The 4,435-nt window shown below is 71.0% G+C and carries 6 protein-coding genes; 1 reads left to right on the top strand and 5 read right to left on the bottom strand.

Annotated elements, in window-relative coordinates:
• A partial coding sequence (locus tag VM840_02715; GenBank protein HVL80488.1) for a hypothetical protein occupies positions 1-1,998 on the bottom strand: 1,998 nt, incomplete at its 3' end.
• Between the two features lie 112 nt (positions 1,999-2,110).
• On the opposite strand from VM840_02715, the gene VM840_02710 reads away from it, so the two are divergent.
• Positions 2,111-2,842, top strand: coding sequence for a glycosyltransferase family 2 protein (locus VM840_02710; protein ID HVL80487.1), 732 nt, complete (start codon positions 2,111-2,113; stop codon positions 2,840-2,842).
• Here VM840_02710 and VM840_02705 read toward each other — a convergent pair.
• The 4 genes from VM840_02705 to VM840_02690 all read right to left on the bottom strand — a co-directional run bounded on the left by VM840_02705 (position 2,763) and on the right by VM840_02690 (position 4,117).
• Positions 2,763-3,248, bottom strand: coding sequence for a GtrA family protein (locus VM840_02705; protein ID HVL80486.1), 486 nt, complete (start codon positions 3,246-3,248; stop codon positions 2,763-2,765). The two genes, VM840_02710 and VM840_02705, sit on opposite strands and share 80 nt — an antisense overlap.
• 19 nt (positions 3,249-3,267) lie before the next feature.
• The gene (locus VM840_02700; protein ID HVL80485.1) at positions 3,268-3,447 is read right to left on the bottom strand and encodes a hypothetical protein; all 180 of its coding nucleotides are present in this window, start codon (positions 3,445-3,447) and stop codon (positions 3,268-3,270) included.
• 100 nt (positions 3,448-3,547) lie between these two features.
• A complete protein-coding gene (locus VM840_02695) occupies positions 3,548-3,835 on the bottom strand; it encodes a hypothetical protein (protein HVL80484.1) in 288 nt (95 codons plus the stop codon).
• Positions 3,836-3,883: 48 nt separating this feature from the next.
• The gene (locus VM840_02690) at positions 3,884-4,117 is read right to left on the bottom strand and encodes a DUF3499 family protein (GenBank protein HVL80483.1); all 234 of its coding nucleotides are present in this window, start codon (positions 4,115-4,117) and stop codon (positions 3,884-3,886) included.
• Positions 4,118-4,435 lie beyond the last annotated feature (318 nt).

Genomic DNA, 4,435 nt, shown 5'->3' with positions numbered 1-4,435 from the left:
CAGGGGGACCGTCCAGACGGCGCGCCCGCGATCGAACCTGTGCAGGGTCCCGCCCGCGCCGTCGTCCGCCCCCACGAACAGCCGGTCTCCCGAGGCGGCGAGGGCGGTGACAGGCCCGGCGACCGGACCGATCGCCCTCCCGTCCGCCCGGACGGAGCACCCGTCGTCGAAGGCGAGCGGCACGACGGTGGCCGGCCGGCGGTCGTGGACCGCGTACATCCTGTCCTCCCCGGCCGCCATGGGTCCTCGGACGGCGGGCGCGTCGGGCGCCACCGTCGTCCGGAACCGGGACAGGCCCCTGATCGAGGCGGCCATCCCCAGCTTCGCGAGCGGCGGGTGCGTCCACTCGTAGACGGGCTGCCCCTCGAGGTACTCGCCGGCGGTGCGCGCGTGGTAGACCTCGTCGAAGTACATGCCGGCCGGGTGACCGAGGCCCACCACCTTCGTCGCCAGCGCGACCACGAAGACGAGCAGCGCGATCGCGGCCCCACGCAGGCCGACCGGATGCAGCGTCAGGGTCCAGGGGGGAGGCGCCTGCTCGCGCACGGGGGCGGCCGACCGGGCCCATACGGGCGGCTCGGGAGCCGAGACCGCCTCCTCCGCTCCCGACCGGGCCTCGAGCCACGTCCAGACGCGCCAGGCGACGAAGAGGCAGGCCAGACCGCCGACCAGCGAGAGGGTGGCGCGCTGCGGGGTGTCCGTCACCTCGGGGTCCCCGAACACCAGCGTGAAGACCCTCCGGTACCACGCGGGAGGGTCCTCCCTGGCGGTCTGGTGGTGGAAGAACGTGTAGTACCCGTAAGGGAGCCAGACGTTGACGAGGTACAGCAGGGACAGCCCGGCGAGGGCCCAGCGCAGCCCCCGGTAGGCAGCGAACGCCGCGAGGCCCGCGATGACCACGAAGAGGTAGCGCTCGTGGATCCGGGTCAGGACCGCGAACGCGACGAGCGTGAGGGACAACGCCCCGGCCAGCAGGACCCTGCCCTCCGCCTCACCGCGCCCCAGCGACCGCCAGGCGCGCCATCCCACGAAGGCCGCCCCGACGGCGAAGAGCGTCCACCCGATCGCCACCGCAGGGACCGCCGGCGACGGGAACGCCTCCGGACCGGAGTCGGGCTTCCAGAAGCCCAGGGCCCCCCAGAGGTTGAACGCCCATACGCTCGTATGCGGGTAGGTGCTCGACGCGTGCTGGTAGAACCTGAGCAGCCGGACCGGGTTTGGGCCCAGGAACGGCCAGATCACGAGCAGGGCGAACGCGGCCGAGGTGACCCCGAGGGCGGCGATGCGCGCGAGCGCGAGTGCGAGCCGTCCGGGGGCCGGGTCGGCAGCAGCAGCCCGCGCGTGCCGCCATACGAGCACCAGCACAGCCACGGGGACGACGAAGAGCGCCTGTGGCTTCGTGAGGACCGCGAGGACGAGCAGGGCCAGCCCCCCGGCCTCACGCTGGAACGTGGCCGCCCCCGTGCCCAGCAGCAGGAATGCCCCGAGGATGAGCAGCGCCTGGAAGACGTCGACCTGGCCCCACAGTGCGCTCACCACGATCAGGGCGGGGTTGAGCAGGACGGCCGCCGCCGCGGTCCCCCGCCAGGGCACCCGCCGGTAGGCGGCCGGAGTGAGCCGGGCCGCGAGTTGAACGACGACCCAGGCCAGCGCCAGGTCGCCCAGTATCGGGGGCAGCTTGAGCAGGACGTCCGGGGGCCCTACGCCGAACAGACGGCGCGAGATCGCACCCAGCCCCCACAGCACGTACAGGTAACCGGGCGGGTAGTCGATGAACCGGCTCGGCGGGACTCCGGGCGTCCCCTCGCCGTACGCCTCGGGGGGGTAGAACGCTCGCGGTCCGACGTCGTCGAGCTGCACGGCCCAGCCGCGGAAGGAACCCATATCGACGCTGAAGCCGGGTCGCGTCGCGAGCCAGAGCCGTATCGCGGCGCCCGCGACGAACAGCCAGAGCAGGCCCGAGGGCGTGGACGCCCACCAGGCGAAGCGTCGGGGCATAGCTCGGAGGGTGTGGAACCTACCCACGGACGCAGTCTAGTGCGGTGGTGGGTCACGGTCGTCGCGCCGACCACCGGATAGGGTTAGGGCCGTCCGCGACCCGAGCCAACGCATGCAGAAGATCTCGTCGCTGAGCTGCTTCTTCCCGGTCTTCAACGAGGAGGAGAACATCGGCCCCCTCCTCGAGGAGGCCCTGGCGACGCTGCCCGCCTTCGCGGAGCGGTTCGAGATCATCGTCGTGGACGACGGCTCCACCGACGCGACCCCTTCGGTCGTGGAGCGTTACGTGGCCCGGCACCCGGAGGTCCGGTGCGAGCGCCACCCGGCGAACCTGGGGTACGGACACGCGCTCCAGACGGGCCTGCGGGCGAGCCGCATGGACGCCGTCTTCTTCACGGACGGCGACCGGCAGTTCCGGATCGGCGACCTCGACCGCCTCGTTCCCCGGTTCGGACCGGAGGTCCCGATCGTCGTCGGCTACCGGATCAAGCGCAACGACCCGTGGCACCGCCTCGTCGTCGCCCGCGTGTACCACCTCGTCCTGCGGGCCGTGTTCGACCTGAGGCTCCACGACGTCGACTGCGCGTTCAAGCTGATCGGGAGGCCGGTCCTGGACCGGTTCCTGGACGACCTGCGGTCGCGGTCGGCCTTCATCTCTCCCGAGCTGATGATCCGGTCGCGTGAGGCCGGTTACGGGATCGTGGAGGTGGGGGTGCCGCACCATCCGCGGCCCGCCGGCCGGCCGAAGGGGGCCACCCCGAAGGTCATCTGGCGAACGATCCGGGAGATCGTGAGGATGCGGCGGGAGCTGCGGGCCGGAAGGTCCACGTCCGGTAAGCCATGAAGTTCCACACGACCGAGAAAGGGACCGCGGCGAGGGAGGCGACGTTCTTCCCTATCAGGCCGTACCGGCCGAGCGGGACCAGGAAGAGCGTGAAGGCCGCCTGGTTGATGCCGAGCCCGACCACGGTGAGCGCAAGGAACACGAGGTACCCGCGCAGCGGCGGGTGACGGCCCTCGTCGCGGAACGCCCACGTCTTGTGCAGGTAGAACCCCTGGACGGTGGTGATCAGGAACGCGACCGCCTGGGCGACGTTGGGGTGCAGGTCGCTCAGCAGCAGGAGGTTGAAGATCCCCAGCATCACGACCACGTTCAAGGCGCCCACGAGCGCGTACCGGACGAATTGGTGAACGGTCGGGTACGCGGACAGGCGGGCGTAGGCCCGGGTGGACCGCAGGCGTGTCAGCACGCCGCAAGGATACGACGAACTACGACACCTTAGGCAGGTTCGCCACCTGGGTCAGGATCGTGTCCAGCGGGACGGTCTGAGACCTGGCCGTCCACCACCGGTGCTCGCACCGGCGGCAGTAGTGGAACCGTGCTCCCTCTGCGACCTCCGAGAATCCGATCGTGCCGGTCTCGGTCGAGCGGCACTGCGGGCAGTCCATCGCGAGCCCCTCCTGTGATCGATGCTCCTGCTCCCATGATCGGCGGTCGCAGCGCCGCAGAGCATGCCCCGCCGGGAGGGTCCCGGCTGGTCGCTGATGCCTAGTCAGGAGCCTTCGGGACGCCGGGGGGCAGCGTCTTGCCCACGTACCGTGAGCGGACACGGCCGCCCTCCCTCCAGTACGCGTACCAGTACGGACCGTGGGGGCACGTCCGGCAGGACTGCTTCCCGCACCGGACCGTCTCCTGACGGAAGGTGACCCGCCCCGGGTCCGGACCCCCTCCGGGCTCGTCGGAGACCAGCAGGCCGTCGATGAGCATCCTCAGCCGTCTGAGGTCGTAGGCGTCCAGCCGGCGGATGAGGGCGATGAGCTCCTTCGATATCGGCATCCTGGGTACGACGTTACCCAGGATGGGGAGCTGGACGGGCCCGGACGCTCAGGTGAGCAGCAACGGGGCCTGCGTCGCCGGCCTCGCGCGGTGGTCCTGCAGCGTCCAACCGTTCATGACGCGCAGGCCGGCCGCGTGGTCGGGACAGAGGTCGTAGAAGGAGGGGTCCCGCTCCGGCCTCAGCTCGGTGATCCAGGCCAGGCGCTCGGCGTAGTTGTACGCGCAGGACGCCACGGCGGGCTTCCCGCACCCCGTCTTCGAGCAGAGCCTCGGACCGTTCACCGCGCAAGCGTAGGCGGGAGGGCCGACGCGGGCAAGGCACTTCCTCGCGTTTGACAAGACCGAAATCCTGTCGTATGTTGGGGGGGTAGTCCCGAGTGGCCCCAGGCCCTCGGGAGTTCTGTTTTTCAGGAGACGACCAGAGCGGAGGAGACCCCTCCGCTCTTCGCTTGGCCGCAGGTCAGGGACCGGACGTGCTTCCAGGGGCGATCTGGGACCCCGGCCCACGGCCCCTGCTCTTGCTTAGGTAACAGCTTGGGTAACGAGAGGGCCCCCCGGGTGGCCGGAGACGGTCCGGAGCCCTACGCGGCGGCCGCGGGC

It is taken from the genome of Actinomycetota bacterium, from assembly GCA_035540895.1.
GTDB lineage: Bacteria > Actinomycetota > JAICYB01 > JAICYB01 > JAICYB01 > DATLFR01.
This window is presented reverse-complemented; position numbering and strand designations above follow the sequence as displayed.